This is a genomic window from Streptomyces sp. NPDC047108, assembly GCF_040643575.1.
Lineage (GTDB): Bacteria > Actinomycetota > Actinomycetes > Streptomycetales > Streptomycetaceae > Streptomyces.
Window position 1 is genome coordinate 515,999 of record NZ_JBEYUP010000001.1, and the last position, 556, is coordinate 516,554.

At 73.7% G+C, this 556-nt stretch carries 1 protein-coding gene; it reads left to right on the forward strand.

Annotated features, from left to right (window positions below):
• Positions 1–252 precede the first annotated feature (252 nt).
• The coding region (locus ABZ822_RS02205; RefSeq protein WP_360846949.1) for a PT domain-containing protein at positions 253–556 on the forward strand (304 nt) is incomplete at its 3' end.

A 556-nucleotide genomic window follows, 5' to 3' on the forward strand; every position in this document is an offset into this window, starting at 1 on the left:
ACGACCGGTCCGCCGGCTCCCGGTCTCGTCACGCGCCCCCGTGCGGAACTCGAGCGTCGACTCAGGTCACCACGAACTCCTGCAGTGCTACGACCAGTTGGACACCTCTGCAGAATTACTTGACCCGAGGCAAGCATTTGGAGAACAGGTGCCCGCGCGGCTCCCGCAGAGCCACCGGAGCTGCGTCCACGCCGGTCGGCCACCGGCCCGCGACCGGGCAACGGGCCCAGCCGTCCCGCTCGCGCCCCCCCGATGCTCAGCATTGCGCCGAAGGCGCGAGACGAAAGCCGCACCCGGCCCCGTGCCCCAACACATCACACTCCACAAAGGCCCACGCCGCCCGGCGCACGGGACCCCGTACCCGACCGCCAGGTCGACGGGCAGGTCAGCGCGTCAGGTCGAACCGCCGGGACGGACCGCCAAGTCGGACCGGCAGGCCAGCGGGTCAGGTCGGACCGCCCGTCGGACCGCCCGTCGGACCGCCCGTCGGACCGCCCGTCGGACCGCCCGTCGGACCGCCCGTCGGACCGCCCGTCGGACCGCCCGTCGGACCGCC